Genomic DNA, 15681 nt, shown 5'->3' with positions numbered 1-15681 from the left:
GGTGCGGCCCCACTGTATCCGCTGCCGGCTGCGCGACCGGTCGGCGACCGGAGCGCGCAGCCGACGCGTCAGGCCGCGGCGCCGACCGGGATCCGGGCGAGCGCCGGGGTCCCGAGCGTGGTGATGGCGGGCGACGACGTGCCCGCGATGGCGACGAGGCGGTCCCAGGTCGCGACCGGCCGGATCTGCCCGCCCTGCAGCAGGTAGACCGTCCCCTCCGTGGGGTTCTTCACGAAGACGGAGCCCGCGACCGTGCCCGCGGCCCGGTCGAGGGTGCGGCAGGTCGCGGCCGTGAGGTCGGTGACGGGCAGGCCCGTGGATCCGGGCGTGCCCAGCGCGACCAGCCGTCCCTGCGCCGCCAGCGACGAGACGCCGGCGCACCGCACGAGCAGCGAGAGGTCGCCCGCGGCGCGGGGGTAGGCGTCCATGGTGCCCGGGGCGACCGTGGCGAACGCCTCGCCCATGCCGAGCTCCCGGGTCACCGCGAAGTCGGGGACGCGGACCTTGCGGTCCAGCCCGTCGACCACGTAGACGTCCGGGCTGTTGGAGGCCTTCGCGAGCGTCCCGGGCTCGAGGGCGGCGTGGCCGACCGGGTACCGGGAGGCGACGCCCGCGCGCATGGTCGCCACGAAGGGCGACCGGCCGTCGTTGAGGCCGAGCACGGCCGACCAGGTGCTGACGGGGTACCGGGTCCCGCCGGTGAGGAGGTAGGTGACGGGGCTGCCCGGCAGCACGAAGAACGCGCTCATCTCCCCCGCGTCCGGCACCGAGGCGAGCTGACCCGGATCCAGGTTCACCGCGTCGCCGCAGCCGTAGCCGTAGGAGGCGACGAGGTCGCAGGAGCCGAAGCGGTGGCGGCGGTCGGCCTGCACCAGCGCGACGGAGCCCGTCGACGGGTCGCGGACCAGCTCGGACGCGGGGGCGCCGTTGCCCAGCGCGTCGAGGTACGAGCGCGGGACCGTGCTGATCCCGCCCAGCGCGGACAGCGACTGGTAGACGCCGAAGTCCGGCACCTGGTGCTTCTGCCCGCCGCTCACGAGGAAGACCGTGTCGTCGGTCGCCGTCTTGACGAACGAGGAGACCGGCCCGTCGCTCGTGCTGCCGAACCAGTCGGTGTAGAGGCGCCAGAAGTTGCGGTTGCCGTACGAGGAGCAGGAGTCGCCGGTGCCGTAGAGGTTCCGGAGCGCCGCCGCGTTGGGCTGGTACGGCGTGTAGATGTAGAGGCCGGCCGTGGCCTGGTTGCGGATGGTGACCTGCGAGGATCCGCAGTCGGCGTTCGGGTGCCAGAGGATGCGGTTGCTGCGCCCCGCCTGGTAGTTCCACCGCGTCGGGGTCGACTGGTACACCTTGAACTGGTGCGCCGCGTTGTACACCTGGTTGAAGAAGCCGTAGTAGAGCGAGTCGCACGCCGCGGTGTCCGGGCAGCCGTAGCCGGTCGCGCTGCGGAACTGGCGGTCGGTGGGCGTGGCGTCGGTGACGAGGCCCTGCTCCTTCTCCAGGAGCACGAGGAGGGCGGACTGGCTGACGCCGCACGCGCGTCCCACCCAGTAGACGATGTCGGCTCCGGAGAGGCGCGAGGCCTGCAGGCTCGAGCACCGGCTGTCCGCGGCGCGCGCGGGCGTGCTCTCGACGTAGGTCGAGAGGCAGACGTAGCCGGACGCGCAGCTCGGCACGCGCGCGCGGAGGAAGCTCTGGATGTCCCCCTGCGACATGGCGTCGCCGTCGTAGAACTTGGCGTCGCTGATGATCATGCCGGGGTCGAAGTCGGCGCCCGAGGCGGCCTGCGCGGGCTCGGCCGGACCACCGAGGGTGCCCGTGCCCACCAGCCCGACGCCCAGGGCGACCGCCCAGACGGCCAGGCAGGCGATCAGCCGCGCTCGTCGGCGCGCGCGCCGCAGTCCATCCACCCCGTCGTCGAACAATGCGTTCCCCCTGCGTCCCCGTGCCGTGAGATGCGATTCTCACACACGAGGGGGCGCCCGCCGCACCGTGGTGCGGATCGGACGCCCCCTCGGGACGCGCGGTGTGGAACGCGGCTAGCGCTTCCCGCGTCCTGCGGGCGGCTGGTCGACGCCGAACGTGCGGGCCCAGGTCTCCGGGCTGGTGACCGTCGGCAGCGCCTTGCGGTAGGCCGCCTTCAGCTGCGGCCAGCGCGCGAGGATGCGCCAGCGGAGGACGATGCTCGTCCACAGCATGCGGCGGAACATGGCGGGATCGCGGCGGTGCAGGAGCGCGGCCGACCCCTCCGCGTTGGACACGAGGACGCTGTCGAAGGACGGCACGACCCACCAGCGGGCGTCCTCGAAGGAGAGGTGCGCCTCCGGTCCGCGCGTCGCCGCCGGGCTGATGGGCGACAGGGCGTGGCGCGCGACGGTCCGGGCGAGCCAGACGATCCGGGCGATGCCGGCGGGTGCGCCACCGCCGCCGCGGCGGCGCTGCGGCTTGTCCGGCGCGACGATCTCGGGGAGCGCGGTGCGGTCCTTGATGGGGACGCCGTCCGAGAAGCCCTTCGCGAGCTCGCGGGTGCGGGCGAGGCGCGTGACCATGTCCTGGTGCAGCCCGCGCGGCCCGCGCAGGATGTTCCGGTACGCCTCGTGCCGCGCCGCCAGGGCGAAGTACTGCATCGAGACCAGGTGGCGCACGTCGGTGGCGAGGTTCGCCGTGAGGAACCGGCCGCCGCGTTCGTACGGCGAGTGCAGCAGCGCCGCGATGAGCCGGTTGCGCGCGTGGAAGAACGCCTGCCAGTCCTGCGAGTCGTCCTTGTCGACCCACGAGACGTGCCACACGGCGGCGCCCGGGAGCGTGACGGTCGGCACGCCGACCTCCTTCGCCCGGAGCGCGTACTCGGCGTCGTCCCACTTGATGAAGACGGGCAGCGAGAGGCCGATCCGCTTGATCGTGGAGACGGGGATGAGGCACATCCACCAGCCGTTGTACTCGGCGTCCACGCGGCGGTGTATCCACCGGGTCTGGCGGAGGTTCGACGCGCTGAAGTCGTGGCGCGTGGGCGTGACCGGGCCCCACATGAAGTTGTGCATGTCGAAGCCCTCGGCGTACGCGTGGAGCTTGCTCTTGTCGTACATGTCGAACATGTGGCCGCCGACGATGGTGGGCGTGCGCGCGTAGTCCGCGAACTTCACCGCGCGGCGGATGCTCTCCGGCTCGAGCGTGATGTCGTCGTCCATGACGAGGACGTAGTCGCTCGCGCCCTCCTTGAGCGTCTCGTACATGCCGCGGGAGAACCCGCCGGATCCGCCGAGGTTGGCCTGGTCGATGACGCGGAGCTTCTCGCCGAGGAGCTCCTGGGCGCGCGGGAACGCGGGCTGGTCCGCGACCTTCTGCGTGCCCTGGTCGGTGACGTAGACGTGGTCGAGGAGCGCCGCGACGTCGGGCTTCTCGCCGATGTCGGTAAGGAGCTTCACGCAGTACTCGGCCCGGTTGAGCGTCGTGATGGCGATGCTCACCGACCCGGCGGCTCCCGTGGTGGGGGCCGAGCCCGCGGGGGCGTACCAGCCGGCCTCGACGAGCGCGAAGTCGGCCTCCTCCCCCATCAGGTCGAACCAGTACCAGCCGCCGTCGGCGAAGTACGTGAACGGGAGCTCGAAGCGGGAGGTGGCGGAGCCGGAGACGGCGGCGCCGTCGACCTTCTGGATGACGCCGCGCGCGTTGGAGCGGTAGACGATGACCTGGCCCTCGCCGCTCGTCTCGACCTCGAGCACGACGCCGTCGAGCGTGGTGCTCGCGCGCCAGTAGGAGGCCGGGAAGGCGTTGAAGTACGTGCCGAAGGAGACCTTGCGACGGTGCGGGACCTGGAAGCCGCGGTCGCCCTTGATGGCGCTGATGATGCCCATGTCGCTGAGCCGCACGACCGCGTTGTGGGTGTCGGAGTCGACCACGCGCAGCGGCGAGCGCCGGCGCTTCTCGGGCGCCACCGGGATGCTCGTCCAGTAGTCGGCGTCCACGTAGAGGGGGACGATGTCCGGGTCGTGCTCGGACGGCAGGATGACGCGCTGGAGGAGGTCGAGCTCCACGGGAGCGCCCTCGCCGGCCGCGGCCATCAGGAGGCGTCCTTCGCGAGGACGGGCTTCAGCTTGTTCTCGTACATCGAGAGCGCCGCGCCGATCGCCATGTGCATGTCGAGGTACTGGTACGTGCCGAGGCGTCCGCCGAAGAAGACGCCCTCCTCCTGCTTGGCGAGCTCGCGGTACTTGAGCAGGCCCTCGCGGTCGGCCGCCGTGTTGACGGGGTAGTACGGCTCGTCCTCGCCCTCGGCGAAGCGCGAGTACTCCCGCATGATGACCGTCTTGTCCGCGGGCGCGTCGCGCTCGGGGTGGAAGTGGCGGAACTCGTGGATGCGCGTGAACGGCACGTCGGAGTCGGCGTAGTTCATGACGGGCGTGCCCTGGAAGTCGCCGACCGGGAGCACCTCGCGCTCGAAGTCGAGCGTGCGCCACGACAGCGCGCCCTCGGAGTAGTCGAAGTAGCGGTCGATGGCCCCCGTGTAGACGACGGGCACCTTCCCGACGACCGACGCGCGGTTGACCTCCTGGGTCTCGTCGAAGAAGTCGGTCTCGAGGCGGACCTCGATGTTCGGGTGGTCGGCCATGCGCTCGAGCCAGGCGGTGTAGCCCTTCACGGGCAGGCCCTCGTGCGTGTCGTTGAAGTAGCGGTTGTCGTACGTGTAGCGCACGGGGAGGCGGCTGATGACCTCGGCGGGCAGGTCCGTGGGGTCCGTCTGCCACTGCTTGGCCGTGTAGTCGCGGATGAAGGCCTCGTAGAGCGGGCGCCCGATGAGGCTGATGCCCTTCTCCTCGAGGTTCTTCGCCTCGCCGGCGTCGAGCTCGGACGCCTGCTCGGCGATGAGGTCGCGCGCGGCCTGGGGCCCGTGCGCGGAGCGGAAGAACTGGTTGATGGTGCCGAGGTTGATCGGCAGCGGGAAGACCTCTCCCTTGTGCTCCGTGTAGACGCGGTGCACGTAGGGCGTGAAGTCCGTGAACCGGTTGACGTACTCCCACACCGTCTCGTTCGACGTGTGGAACAGGTGCGCGCCGTAGCGGTGCACCTCGATGCCGGTCTCCGGGTCCATCTCGCTGTACGCGTTGCCGCCGATGTGGTCGCGGCGGTCGATGACGAGGACCTTGAGGCCCAGCTCCTCGGCGACGCGCTCCGCGATCGTGAGTCCGAAGAAACCGGATCCGACCACTACGAGATCAGGGCTCATGGCACATTCCTTTGCTGGGGTGGCGCCCGACGGGCGCTCGACGGGACGGGTCAAGGGTAACGGGGGATCAGGCGCGGACCTGCGGGACCGCCCGGTCGCGCGTGATGAGGCGCCGGTAGAGACCGCGGCGGACCGCCTCGGGGATGAGCCGGTAGCTCCCCCGCACGAGCACGTTGCGCAGGGCCTGCGACACCGAGGTGAAGCGCCGGCGCCGGAACTCGCGCTGGAGCCGGAGCTCCGCGCGCAGCTGGGCGATGCCGCCGCGGCGCGCGTAGGCGCCGGCGCTCACGCGGTACATGACGAGCGGGTCGGGCAGGTTCTCGACCCGCGCGCCCGACTGGATCATGCGGGCGAAGAGGTAGTAGTCCTCCATGAGGCCGAGCGGCAGGTAGCCGCCGGCCCGACGCACGGCGGCGCGGCGGTAGACCACGGTGGGGTGGTTGAACGGGTCGTGGAAGCGGGCGTAGCGCGAGATGGCGTCGGCGCCGACGGGCGGGGTGCGGCGCCCGGCGATGGTGCCCACCTCGTCCGCGAACTCGTACATGCCGGTGCCCACGAGGTCGAGGCCGCCCGAGATGAGCTCCAGCTGGCGGGCGAAGCGCTCGGGGAGGCTGATGTCGTCGGCGTCCATCCGCGCGACCACGTCGTGCGCGCACGCCTCAAGGCCGCGCTCGAGCGCGTACGCGAGGCCCATGTTGCGCTCCAGCTCGATCGTGCGCACCGGCACGGGCGACGCCTCGGCGAGCTCCGCCATGGTGCGAGCGAGCTCCGCGGACACGGGGCCGTCGCGGACGACGACGACCTCGTCCGGCCGGAGGGTCTGGTCGTCGACGCTGCTGCGGAACGCGCGGCGGAGGAACTCGGGACGGTCGCCCCGGTAGACGGGGAGGAGGAGCGAGAAGGCCTCGGTGGGCATGCGCGTCCCCTCTGCTGCCGCGGCAGCGTCACGTCCGGTGGTTGGGCGGACCCGGCCGCCAGGGCGGCGGGGGTCGAGCGGCCCAGTGTAGCCGGGGCTCTACGGGAGGACACGGGGCGCGCCCGCGCGCGGCCCGGCCCGCCGGGGTCCCCGGGTGCCGGCTGCTACCATCGGCACCCGTGCCCTCCCCCGTCTCCCCCTCCCGGATCGAGCGGAGGAGGATCCCCGGACGCCTGACGTCGGCCCTCGCCGTGGTGGTCGCCGTCCTCCTCTTCCTCGTCACCCAGGTGGGCATGCTCGTCCACCGCACGGGCAGCGTCGTGAGCTCGTTCCGCGACTACTTCGTCTACGACCAGCTGTCCTACCTCTCCATGGTGGTGAACTTCGCCCGCGGCGACTTCGCGTCCGTCGAGCCGTTCACCGAGACGGGCCGCAACACGTACCCGCACCTCTACTACGTGGTCCTCGGCGCTGTCGGCCACCTCACCGGCCTCGGGCCCGTCGAGTCCTGGAACGTCGTCGGGACGGCCCTGCAGGCGGGGCTCGTCGCGGCGATCGGCATCGCGTGCATCCGCGTCACCGGGCGTGCGTGGACAGGCGTCCTCGGGTTCGCGCCGCTGCTGCTCGGCACGTTCGCGTGGACGCAGGGTCCGGGCCAGTGGTACTGGCAGATGAGCTCGCACGCCGTGCTGTGGGGGCCGTTCGGCGTGCTCTTCACGCTCAACGGCGAGGCCGCGGCGCTGTCCGTCGCGGGCATCGCGTTCCTGGCGGCGCTCGTGCCCTTCCTCCGCGGCTCGTCGCGGCGCGCGCGCCTCGTCGCCATGACGCTCGTCGCGGTCGTGGTCGGCGGCCTGCTCAACGTGCACGTGTACTCGTTCCTCGCCACGGTGTTCCTCTCCTTCTACGTCGTGGCGGCGTACGCCGTGCTCGAGCGACCGCGCCGCCGGCTCCTCGTGCTCTCCGCCGCCCTCGTGCCCGCGTCGCTCGCGCTGGCCGTCGTCGTCGCCGGCGCGGTCGGGCCCCTGCCCGCGTTCGTGGTCGGGCTCCTCCCCACCGTGCCGGGGCTGCTCGCCACCATCGGGCGCACCCGCGGACTGGCGCTGATCCCGATGGGCGCCGCGCTCGCGGCGACGCTGCCCCAGATCGTCACGACCGTCCTCGCGTCGGCGGCGGGCGACCCGTTCCTCTCCTACCGCGTCGCGTCGAGCAAGGACCTCGGCGTCGACCTGCCGCTCGGGCCGCTCGCCGGCCTCGCGCTCATCGTGCCGCTCGTCCTGATCCTCGTGGCGGGCATCCGCGCGCGTCGCACCGTGTGGACCGCCTACGCCGCGGGCGCGATGCTCGCGTGGGCCATCACGTCGACCAACGACCTGTGGCGCGCGAACCAGGAGCCGTATCGGCTGTGGATCGACGGGTTCCTGCTCATCGCGGTGACGATCGTGCCGGTCCTCCTCGACGTGGCCGTGCGGACGCTGCGGGCCGGCGCGCCGGCGGACCGGGACGCTCCCGCGGATCCCGCGGCGGCGGACGCGGATGCGGACGACGCCGCGCCGCGCCGCGCCCCGCGTCGCACCCGCGCGCTCGTCACGGCCTGCGCCGTCCTCGTCGTGGCGATCGGCGCCACGAGCGCGCTCGACTGGGGGCGATTCTTCTCCGCGGGGCGCGAGCTCCCGCAGATCACGTTCGCCGAGCCGCTGGACCGCGCGGTGGCCGACGTCACCGCCGGCGCGACCGGCGGCTCCATCGCCACCGGGGCGTGCCTCGACCCGCAGATCGTGAAGATCGACTCGGGACGGGCCGTCGCCCACTACAACCTGGGCATGGCCTGGCCCGCCGACCGCGACGCCGTCGACGTCGCCCGTGCGGCGCTGGCCGCCGGACGCGTCGACGCCGAGGCGACCGAGGCCGCCGGCATCCGCTGGTACCTGGCCCTCTCCGACTGCGCGGGCGACGCGGATCCCGCGACCGTCCCGGGCCTCGTGGAGGTCGACCGGTCGGTCTACGACCCGGCCACGGGAGCTGCCGCGGTCCTGTACCGCATCGACATAGGCTGAGCCGACCGCCCGACCGGTCGCCGATCCGCATCCGACCCCGACACGCACCGACGAGGGAAACCGACACGTGACCGCAGAGCCCCTCCCCGCATCCGAGCCGCTCGTGAGCTTCATCCTCCCCGTGTACAACGAGGAGGACAGCGTCGAGCTGTTCTCCCGCACGCTGACCGAGGCGCTGGAGGCGGCCGACCTCGGCATGCGGTTCGAGTTCGTGTACGTCAACGACGGGTCCGCGGACGGCTCCCTCGAGCACCTGCACGCCCTCGCGGCCGCGGACGACCGCGTGCAGGTCATCGACTTCTCGCGCAACTTCGGCCACCAGATCGCGGTCACGGCGGGCATCGACCACGCCTCGGGCGACGCGGCCGTCATCATGGACACCGACCTGCAGGACCCGCCCCGGGTCGCGGTGGAGCTCATCCGCCGGTGGCGGGAGGGCTTCAACGTCGTCTACGCCCAGCGCCGGACCCGCAAGGACACCTTCTTCAAGAAGGCGACGGCCGGCGCGTTCTACCGCACCCTGGCCCTCGTCGCCGAGATCGACATCCCCCGCGACACCGGGGACTTCCGGCTCATCGACCGCAAGGTCATCGACGCCGTCAAGCGCTTCCCGGAGCGCAACCGCTTCCTGCGCGGCATGGTCTCCTACGTCGGGTTCCGGCAGACGAGCGTGCAGTTCGACCGCGACGAGCGCCACGCGGGCGTCACCGGCTACCCGCTGCGGAAGATGATCAAGTTCGCCGCGGACGGGATCCTCGGCTTCTCGACCTTCCCGCTGAAGCTCATCCAGCTGGTCGGCCTCGTGGTCTCCGCCCTCAGCGCGCTCGCGGTCGTCTACGTCCTGGTGAGCCGCGCCATCGACCCGTCGAGCGTCGTCCCGGGGTGGACGTTCACGGTCATCGCCATCCTGTTCGTGGGCGGCGTGCAGATCATGATGCTCAGCGTCCTGGGCAGCTACCTCGGGCGGGTGTACGCGGAGGTGCAGAACCGGCCGCTGTACCTGGTCGCGTCGCACGTCGGCCGGCCGGCCGGCACGGACGCGAAGGCCGGCGTGGAGACGGCCTCGTCGGAGCTGCCCTACCGCCGCGACTGAGGCGGGCGCCGCGACGGGCGCAGGCGACGCGACGGGCGCGGCCGCCGCGACCGCGGCCGACGCCGCCCGGCGGTGGGCGCCTCAGCGGCCGGCGGCGGCGTCGATCCGGCGGACGCCCTCGGTGATGCCGTCGAGCCCGTCGAGCACGACGTGCGCGGGACGTGGACGACCGCCGACGCCCTGGCGGATCCCGTCGCGGAGCCCGCGCAGGAGGAGCGGCCGGTCGGCCGAGCGGGCGAGGGTGCGCGTCCAGCCCACGAGGGCGGCGCCGGTGTAGAGCACGCGCTCCGCCGGCGAGAGGGCGCGCGACCGCAGCAGCATCCAGATCTTGTTGCGGACCTCGAAGACGAAGCGCGCCCCCGGGTCGACGTCCGTCGAGCCGAACGTGCGCGTGCGGTGCTCGACGGTGCTGCCGTGCACGAGGTAGCCGCGACCCCGGCGGAGCAGGCGCGCCGAGTACTCGAAGTCGTCGTTCCAGAGGAAGTAGTCGGCCATCGGCAGCCCGTGCGCGCGGATGGCGTCGGCCTCGATCAGCATCGACACGAAGGAGGCGGTGCGGACCGGCGTGCAGCCGTGCCGGCGGGCCCGCGCGACGCTCGCGCGCGAGGCGGAGGGGCGCGTGCGCGGGGTGTTCATGGGGTGCGGGCGGCCGTCGGTCCAGCGCACCGCCGACGCGAGCACGACGGTGCCGCGGGGTGCGGCGGCGCGTGCGCGCAGGAGCTCCGCGAGGGCGGTGGGGTCCGGCACGGTGTCATCGTCCATCAGCCACACCAGCTCGGCGTCGTGCACGGTGAGCGCGCGCTCGATGCCCGCCGTGAAGCCGCCCGCGCCGCCGGTGTTGGTGGGGAGCCGGGTCAGCGCCACGTCCGGGAACCGCTCCCGGATGACGTCGCCGGAGCCGTCGGTGGAGGCGTTGTCGATGACGACGACCGCGTCGAGCGGCACCGTCTGCGCGGCGAGCGCGCCGAGCGTCTCCACCACGAGGTCGCGCCGGTTCCAGGCGACCACGACCGCGACGACGCGCGGGGCGGCCCTCACGAGCTCCTCCGGGCGCGCCAGCGGAGGACCGCCCAGGCGCCGATGACCAGCAGCATGAGGATCCCGCTGCCGAGCTGCACCTGCCACCCGGGGCTCCAGAAGGACACCGTGACCGTGCGGCCCACGTCCGCCGCCGACACGTCGACGCCGAGCAGCATGTCGTCGACCGGGTGCGCGGCGAGCGTGCCGCCCCCGTCGACGCGGTAGCCGGGCCACGGGATGAGCGACAGCGCCACGCGACCGCCCTCGGCAGGCGCGGAGTCGATGCGCAGGGTCGTGCCCATCGGGTCCTGGTGCAGGACGGTGGCGGACGTCCCCGACGAGGTCCAGGCGACGCCGCCCGCGCCGTCGACCGGGGCGTCGCGGACGATGAGGCGCGTGTGCGGCGTGTCCTCCGCCACGTGCCAGCCGTCGGGGACGACCTGCCAGTCGGAGGCCGGCACGGCCCGGGACGCGTCGAGGCCCTTCTGCACCTTGACCACCTGGACGGTGCTGACGCCGAGCAGGTCGACGAGGTCGGTGCCCGTGTCGGATCCCTTGACCGGCTGGAACAGCTGCTCGTAGAGCTGGCCGCAGGTGAAGCCGTTGTACTGCATGCACACGGCCTTCGAGTAGCCGGGGTAGTAGACCGACGAGTAGGCGTTCTGCACGGGCTTGCCCGTGATGTACCAGGAGTTGCCGACGAGCGACTCGTCGTAGAAGTCGTCGTCCGACCAGCCGACCACGAGCACGTCCCCCTGGGACTGCGTGAGCTGGGTCGAGTACTCGACGACGTCCGACGGCAGCCAGTAGCTGGTGAGCGGCGACGCCGGGGAGAACACGTGCTGCGGCACGAGCGCGACCAGCGTGCCGGCCACGGCCATCACCGCGAGCGCCCGCGTGACGCCGCCCGCGTCGCGGGGTCGCACGATGCGCCGGAGGCCCGGCAGCCGGCCCGCGCGGCCCAGGCGTCCGCCGGCGATGCCCAGCGCGACCGCGACGAGGATCCCGGACACGACCATGCCGACGGCGATGGCGCGCCACTCGCGCGGGGCCTGCAGGAACATGAGGCCGCCCGTCGTGGCGACGATGAGCAGCGCCGCGCCGACGTGCCTGCCGGTGACCACGGTCCGTCGCGCGCGCGAGAGCCCGAGCGCGAGGATCAGCAGGACCGTGCCGGCGACGTACGGGAGCACGCGCACGGGGAACCGGAGCGGGCCGATCTGCGACGGCGCGCTCACGGCGATGAGCGCGATCACGGCGATGGCCACGAGGCTCGGGCGGGAGCGGAGCAGCCGGCCGAGCTCCCGCGGCCGGATGAGCACCACCAGCGGCAGCAGCCAGGAGATGTAGGTGAGGGGGGATCCGGGGAACTGGCTCCCGTACGTCTCCATGAAGGGCCCGCCCGAGGGGATCCCGGCGATGGCGAGGTCGGACAGGTCGACGCCGAGGAAGCCCGTGTTGACGATGCCCTCGTTGCGTCCGGAGACCGACGCCGTGAGGAGGCCGGGGAGGTGGACGACGATGGTGAAGAGCCCGGCGACGGTCGACGCGGCGAGCGCCCGCCAGATCGCGCCCCGGTCCCGCCGGAGGACCGCCTCGAGGAGGATGGCCGCGAGCGACGCCGCGAGCATGAGCGTGGTGGACACGTAGCCGATGCCCACGAGCAGCAGGGACGCCGCGATGCCGCCGTACGGCGTGCGGTTCAGCAGCACGCTCCGCCGGGTCAGCCCGACGGCGAGCGGCCACCAGCACCACGCCATGAGCCCGTTCACCCACGACGGGGCGTCGTAGTAGAGGGTGAAGCCCGCCAGCGGGGCGGCCACGGCGACGGCGGTCGACCACGCCCGGGGGATGCCGTAGCTCCGCGCGAGGACGTAGAAGCCCGCCGACCCGATCGCGAGGCAGGCGAGCTTGACGATCGTGGAGTACAGGGCCGCGTCGAACAGGACGTGCGACCCGAGTCCGATGAGCCAGATGAAGGGGCTGTAGATGCCCCACGCCCCCTCGGCCTGGTAGTTGCCGGACTGCCACACCGTGGGGTTCAGCAGCGACCAGTTGCCCGACAGGAGCCGGTCCCCGATCTCCCACCACTGCCCGAAGGCGCCCGCCTCGGTGTCGTTGACGAAGTAGTACCGACGGAAGAAGAGCATCGGGATGATGGCGCCGAGCACCGTGGCGGCGACGGCAGCTGTCGGCCACAGGAGCTTGCTGCGCATGTTCGAGGAGGATCCGTTCGTCGTGTGCTGCCCGGGTCCCGAGCGGGTCGATCCGGGGCGGCTCTCACCCTAATGCCTGGCATCCGACCGCGACGTCAGCACGCCGGGCGCGGTCGCCGCGGCCTCCCGGGCCGCGAGCGGGCGCCGTGAGAGGATGGCCCCCGTCCGCACGCGCCCCGCGGTCGCCCGCCCCCTCCGTCGCACGTCGTCGACGGCCGGCGCGGCGCCCGTCCTGTCGCGTCCCCTCCTGCCCCGCCGAAGGAGAGCCTCGTGGCCCCACGCGTCTCGATCGTCATCCCCGCCTACAACAACGCCGACTACCTCGCCGAGACCGTCGACTCCGTGCTGGCGCAGACGTTCACCGACTTCGAGGTCGTGATCGCGGACCACTCCTCCACCGACGGCACCTGGGACGTGATGCAGCGCTACGCCGACGAGCCGCGGGTCCGCCTGCTCCGCACCGAGGCGGGCGGCGGCGCCCTCCGCAACTGGAACCGCGTGAGCCAGGAGGCGCGCGGCGAGCTGATCAAGCTGGTCTGCGGCGACGACCTCCTCTACCCCACCATCCTCGAGCGCCAGGTCGCCGAGCTCGACGCGTCGCCCTCGGTCGTGCTCGTCGCCTCGCCGCGCGACATCGTGGACGCCGACAGCCGGCCCATCGTGCGCGACCACGGGGTGTCGGGCGCGCGCCTCGCCATGTCCGGCGCCGCGGCCGTCCGCCGCACCATCCGCTCGGGCACCAACATCTTCGGCGAGCCGGGCTGCGTGCTCATGCGCCGCGCGGACCTCGAGGCCGTGGGCTGGTGGGACTCGCGCTGGCCGTACCTCATCGACGAGACCACCTACGCGCGCGTCCTCCTCCGCGGCGACTTCGCGTCGGTCGGCCCGAAGGCCCTCGCGGGCTTCCGCATCTCCGACTCGCAGTGGAGCGTGCGCCTCGCGGGCGAGCAGGCGAGCGCGGCGGCCGGCTTCCACCACTGGGTCCTCGAGGAGCACCCCCACGTCGTCTCGGCGGCGGACGTCCGGCTCGGCGACCTGATGGCCCGGGCCAAGGCCCTCTCGCGCCGGCTCGTCTACCTCTACCTCGGGCGGCGCATGTCGCGCTCCGCGGGCGGTGCCGCGTGAGCGCCGTGCCGCCGCACGACGGGGTCGCGGCCGCGCTCCCCCCGGACCACTCGGTGTCCGTCGTCATCCCCGTCTACCAGGGCGAGCTCACGCTCGAGGCGTTGATCGCCGAGATCGCGCCCTTCACGGTGCCGCAGATCACGCGCGACGGCCACAGCTACGCCGTCACCGAGGTGCTGCTGGTCTTCGACAACGGGCGCGACGGCTCCCCCCGCGTCATCCGCGAGCTCAAGCGCCTGCACGACTTCGTCCGGCCGATCTGGCTGAGCCGCAACTTCGGCCAGCACGCCGCCACGCTCGCGGGCATGGCGTCGTCGGGCGGCGACTGGATCGTCACGCTCGACGAGGACGGCCAGCACGACCCGGGCTTCATCCCCGACATGCTCGACGTCGCCATGCGCGACCTCGCGTCGGTCGTGTACGCGAAGCCGACCAACTCGCCGTCCCACGGCCTCCTGCGCAACGTCGCCTCGCGCGGCGCGAAGGTCGTCCTCAACGCCATGTCCTCCGACCAGGACGCGGAGCAGTTCCAGAGCTACCGCCTGATGCTCGGCTCCGTCGGCCGCAGCGTCGCCGCCTACGCGGGGTCCGGCGTCTACCTCGACATCGCCCTCGGCTGGGTCGCGAACCGGGTCTCGACGTGCGACATCACCCTCCGCGACGAGGGCGAGCGCCAGTCCGGCTACTCGCCGCGGCGCCTGTTCTCGCACTTCTGGCGCATGGTCCTCTCCAGTGGGACGCGCGGGCTCCGGGCCGTGAGCGTCCTCGGCGCCCTCTTCCTGGTGGTCGCGCTGATCTTCGTCGTGGTCATCGTCGTGAGCCGCCTCACCGACAACTCGGTGCCGGCCGGCTGGGCGTCCACCATCGTCACGATCCTCGCGTCGAGCGGCATCATCCTGTTCTCGCTGGGCATCATCGCCGAGTACGTGGGCGTCGCGGTCGGCATGGCGCAGGGACGCCCGGCGTACCTCATCATGCGCGATCCGCTCGACGGCCCGCACGGTCGCCCCCCGCGCGGGCACGTGTGACCCCGCCCGTCCCGGTCTGGGTCATCGGCGCCCGGGGCCTCCTCGGGGCGTCGCTCCTCGATGCGCTCTCGGCCGATCCGCGCTGGGCTCCCGTTCCCGCGTCGCCGCTCCCCTGGGGCGCCGACGACGAGGCCATGCGCCGGGCCGCGCGGGCGGGCGCGGCGCGCCTCCTCGACGCGGGGCGCGCCGCCGGCCGCTGGGCGGTCATGTGGTGCGCGGGCGCGGCGGTGACCGGCAGCACGCCGGAGCAGCTGGAGCACGAGCTGGGCCAGCTGGAGGCGGTGCTCGACGAGATCGCCGTCGCCGCCGACGCCGTCCCGTCGCCCGGGGGCGCCCTCTTCTACTCCTCGTCCGCCGGCGGCGTGTACGCCGGAGCGGATCATCCGCCCTTCACCGAGGCCACCGAGCCCCGGCCGCTGGCGCCGTACGGCCGGGCGAAGCTCCGGGCCGAGGGGCTCGTGCGCGCCTTCGGCGAGCGCGCGGGGGCCCGCACGCTGATCGGACGCATCGCGAACCTCTACGGGCCGGGCCAGGCGGTCGGCAAGCCGCAGGGGCTCATCACGCAGCTCGCGCGGGCCAACCTGTCGCCCACGCCGGCGTCGATCTACGTCCCGCTCGAGACCGTCCGGGACTACCTGTACGCGGACGACTGCGCCGCCCTCGTGCGGGACGCGGTCGCGCGGATCCTCGAGCTGCCGGCCGACACGCACGTGGTGAAGATCCTCGCGTCGGGGCAGCCGGTCACGATCAGCGCCCTGCTCGGCCACTTCACCGCGCTCGGCAAGGCCCGGCCGCACGTGATGCTCGGCCTGTCCCCGCTCGCGGGCTACCAGGCCGTCGACCTCCGCCTGCGGAGCGTCGTGTGGCCGGACCTCGACGAGCGCGACACCATGCCGCTGCCCGCCGGCATCCAGATCACGGCGCAGGCGCTCATCGCCGGGATGCAGTCCGGCTCGCTCTCCGCGCGCTGAGCGGCGCGGCGACCGGACGCACCGGGCGGACCGGCGG

General features: G+C 73.0%; 11 protein-coding genes. 5 read left to right on the top strand and 6 right to left on the bottom strand.

Annotation, left to right across the window (positions count from 1 at the left end):
* Nucleotides 1–68: 68 nt before the first annotated feature.
* From FGG90_RS00925 to FGG90_RS00910, 4 genes are all read right to left on the bottom strand, one after another.
* Nucleotides 69–1922, bottom strand: a complete 1854-nt coding sequence (locus FGG90_RS00925; RefSeq protein WP_237583483.1) for a hypothetical protein — start codon at nucleotides 1920–1922, stop codon at nucleotides 69–71.
* Between the two features lie 114 nt (nucleotides 1923–2036).
* Entirely contained in the window at nucleotides 2037–4058 is a 2022-nt protein-coding gene (locus tag FGG90_RS00920) for a glycosyltransferase (RefSeq protein ID WP_094126047.1), read from the bottom strand.
* Nucleotides 4058–5221 carry a UDP-galactopyranose mutase gene (gene glf, locus FGG90_RS00915; protein ID WP_094126048.1) on the bottom strand — a complete coding sequence of 388 codons (1164 nt, stop codon included), beginning with the start codon at nucleotides 5219–5221 and terminating at the stop codon, nucleotides 4058–4060. The genes FGG90_RS00920 and glf overlap by 1 nt, the downstream gene beginning before the upstream one ends.
* A 67-nt stretch (nucleotides 5222–5288) precedes the next feature.
* Complete coding sequence (locus FGG90_RS00910) at nucleotides 5289–6137, bottom strand: glycosyltransferase (protein WP_094126049.1); 849 nt, start codon at nucleotides 6135–6137, stop codon at nucleotides 5289–5291.
* Between the two features lie 179 nt (nucleotides 6138–6316).
* On the opposite strand from FGG90_RS00910, the gene FGG90_RS00905 reads away from it, so the two are divergent.
* Together FGG90_RS00905 and FGG90_RS00900 are read left to right on the top strand one after the other, a co-directional pair.
* Complete coding sequence (locus tag FGG90_RS00905; protein WP_133065115.1) at nucleotides 6317–8191, top strand: hypothetical protein; 1875 nt, start codon at nucleotides 6317–6319, stop codon at nucleotides 8189–8191.
* A 67-nt stretch (nucleotides 8192–8258) separates the two neighbouring features.
* Nucleotides 8259–9284, top strand: a complete 1026-nt coding sequence (locus FGG90_RS00900; protein WP_094126051.1) for a glycosyltransferase family 2 protein — start codon at nucleotides 8259–8261, stop codon at nucleotides 9282–9284.
* 81 nt (nucleotides 9285–9365) lie between these two features.
* On the opposite strand, the gene FGG90_RS00895 is transcribed toward FGG90_RS00900, so the two are convergent.
* Together FGG90_RS00895 and FGG90_RS00890 are read right to left on the bottom strand one after the other, a co-directional pair.
* Nucleotides 9366–10322, bottom strand: coding sequence for a glycosyltransferase (locus FGG90_RS00895; protein ID WP_094126052.1), 957 nt, complete (start codon nucleotides 10320–10322; stop codon nucleotides 9366–9368).
* Entirely contained in the window at nucleotides 10319–12520 is a 2202-nt protein-coding gene (locus FGG90_RS00890) for a glycosyltransferase family protein (protein WP_094126053.1), read from the bottom strand. Before FGG90_RS00890 ends, FGG90_RS00895 begins: the two co-directional genes overlap by 4 nt.
* A 270-nt stretch (nucleotides 12521–12790) precedes the next feature.
* Here FGG90_RS00890 and FGG90_RS00885 point away from each other — a divergent pair, with 270 nt between their 5' ends.
* Genes FGG90_RS00885 through FGG90_RS00875 form a run of 3 tightly spaced genes read left to right on the top strand, consistent with a single transcriptional unit; the run spans nucleotide 12791 to nucleotide 15644 of the window.
* Nucleotides 12791–13645 (top strand): glycosyltransferase family 2 protein, encoded by an 855-nt coding sequence (locus FGG90_RS00885; protein WP_094126054.1) that lies wholly within the window; start codon nucleotides 12791–12793, stop codon nucleotides 13643–13645.
* The gene (locus tag FGG90_RS00880) at nucleotides 13642–14673 is read left to right on the top strand and encodes a glycosyltransferase (protein WP_210433003.1); all 1032 of its coding nucleotides are present in this window, start codon (nucleotides 13642–13644) and stop codon (nucleotides 14671–14673) included. Before FGG90_RS00885 ends, FGG90_RS00880 begins: the two co-directional genes overlap by 4 nt.
* Nucleotides 14670–15644 carry an NAD-dependent epimerase/dehydratase family protein gene (locus FGG90_RS00875; RefSeq protein WP_094126055.1) on the top strand — a complete coding sequence of 325 codons (975 nt, stop codon included), beginning with the start codon at nucleotides 14670–14672 and terminating at the stop codon, nucleotides 15642–15644. The genes FGG90_RS00880 and FGG90_RS00875 overlap by 4 nt, the downstream gene beginning before the upstream one ends.
* Nucleotides 15645–15681 lie beyond the last annotated feature (37 nt).

Source organism: Clavibacter michiganensis subsp. tessellarius, from assembly GCF_021922985.1.
Classification (GTDB): Bacteria; Actinomycetota; Actinomycetes; order Actinomycetales; family Microbacteriaceae; genus Clavibacter; species Clavibacter tessellarius.
This window is presented reverse-complemented; position numbering and strand designations above follow the sequence as displayed.

Excerpts from the sequence above, each read along its gene's own strand:
- glf (WP_094126048.1), bottom strand. The coding sequence starts at position 5,221 with ATGAGCCCTGATCTCGTAGTGGTCGGATCCGGTTTCTTCGGACTCACG.
- FGG90_RS00910 (WP_094126049.1), bottom strand. The coding sequence starts at position 6,137 with ATGCCCACCGAGGCCTTCTCGCTCCTCCTCCCCGTCTACCGGGGCGAC.
- FGG90_RS00890 (WP_094126053.1), bottom strand. The coding sequence starts at position 12,520 with ATGCGCAGCAAGCTCCTGTGGCCGACAGCTGCCGTCGCCGCCACGGTG.
- FGG90_RS00920 (WP_094126047.1), bottom strand. The coding sequence starts at position 4,058 with ATGGCCGCGGCCGGCGAGGGCGCTCCCGTGGAGCTCGACCTCCTCCAG.